Source organism: Dapis hubbardiae BLCC-M172 (assembly GCF_050016015.1).
Classification (GTDB): domain Bacteria; phylum Cyanobacteriota; class Cyanobacteriia; order Cyanobacteriales; family Microcoleaceae; genus Trichodesmium.
Map to the genome: position 1 here is coordinate 44,697 of NZ_JBNHEQ010000281.1, position 1,141 is coordinate 45,837.

Consider the following 1,141-nt stretch of genomic DNA (forward strand, 5'->3'; position numbering starts at 1 on the left):
TAAAAAAATAGGGAAAAAGCAATTAACCAGAATTAAAATTCCTGGTAGGGGTTTGGTCTCCAAACCCTCTACTAATGGTCTCCAAACTCTCTAGTAATATTGTTGGTAGTCTGACATAGTAATGATATACAGGAATAAGGAATACCTGGAACGGGAGCAAGATGCTCCCACTACTATTCCCTATTACCTCTTTTCTATATATTTATCAACCATGAAAAAAAATCAACTCAAACAAAAACTCAAAAACGGCGAAGTCGTACTCGGACTTTTTATGAATTGCGCTTACCCTGCTTTCATTGAAATTTGCGGTATAGCAGGATTTGATTTCGCAGTTATCGACCTCGAACACGGACCTCTAAATATTCTAGTTGCAGAAGACCTTTGTCGTGCTGCTGACTGTGGAGGTATTGCACCAGTTGTCAGAGTCAGCAAAAATGATGCTGCACAAATTCAACGCGCTCTTGATATCGGAAGCGCAGGCGTACAAGTTCCACAAATAGAAACAATAACTGATGCAGAAATAGTAGTGCAAAGTGCTAAATATAATCCTATTGGTTGTCGTGGTTTATCATTTGGAACTCGCGCTGGAGTTTACACTTCAGCAGGTAGTAATATTACCGATAAATTGAATGCAGAATCTTTAGTTGTAGTTCATGTGGAAGGTACAAAAGGCGTCGAAAATCTGAGAGAAATTGTTACAGTTCCTCATATTGATGTAATTTTTCTCGGTCCTTATGATTTATCTCAGTCTTTAGGTATTCCTGGTCAAGTTGATGATATTCGAGTAGTTGAATTAATGCAAAAAGCAGTAGAAATTATTCGGAGTTCAGGAAAAGCTGTTGGTACTTTTACTAATAATTCTGAGACTGCAAAAAAATGGATTGACTGTGGAGTTCAGTATATTGGATTGGGTATGGATGTGAGTATTTTCTTACAAGGTTGTCAAGCTTTAGTTAAAGGAGTAAGAGGTTGATTTTGACTTGGGAAAAAAGGCATTATAGGAATTTTTGAAGAAATAGAGAAACCGGGTTTATATTAAATGCTTTACCATATAAAATCTACCTCCCATAAACCCGGTTTCTTAATGGTTTATATTAAATGCTTTACCATATAAAATCTACCTCCCATAAACCCGGTTTCT

At 36.7% G+C, this 1,141-nt stretch carries 1 protein-coding gene; it reads left to right on the forward strand.

Annotation, left to right across the window (positions count from 1 at the left end; all coding sequences use genetic code 11):
* Positions 1-211: 211 nt before the first annotated feature.
* Complete coding sequence (locus ACP6PK_RS26270; protein ID WP_426559083.1) at positions 212-973, forward strand: HpcH/HpaI aldolase family protein; 762 nt, start codon at positions 212-214, stop codon at positions 971-973.
* The last annotated feature ends 168 nt before the right edge of the window (positions 974-1,141 follow it).

Excerpts from the sequence above, each read along its gene's own strand:
- ACP6PK_RS26270 (WP_426559083.1), top strand. The coding sequence starts at position 212 with ATGAAAAAAAATCAACTCAAACAAAAACTCAAAAACGGCGAAGTCGTA.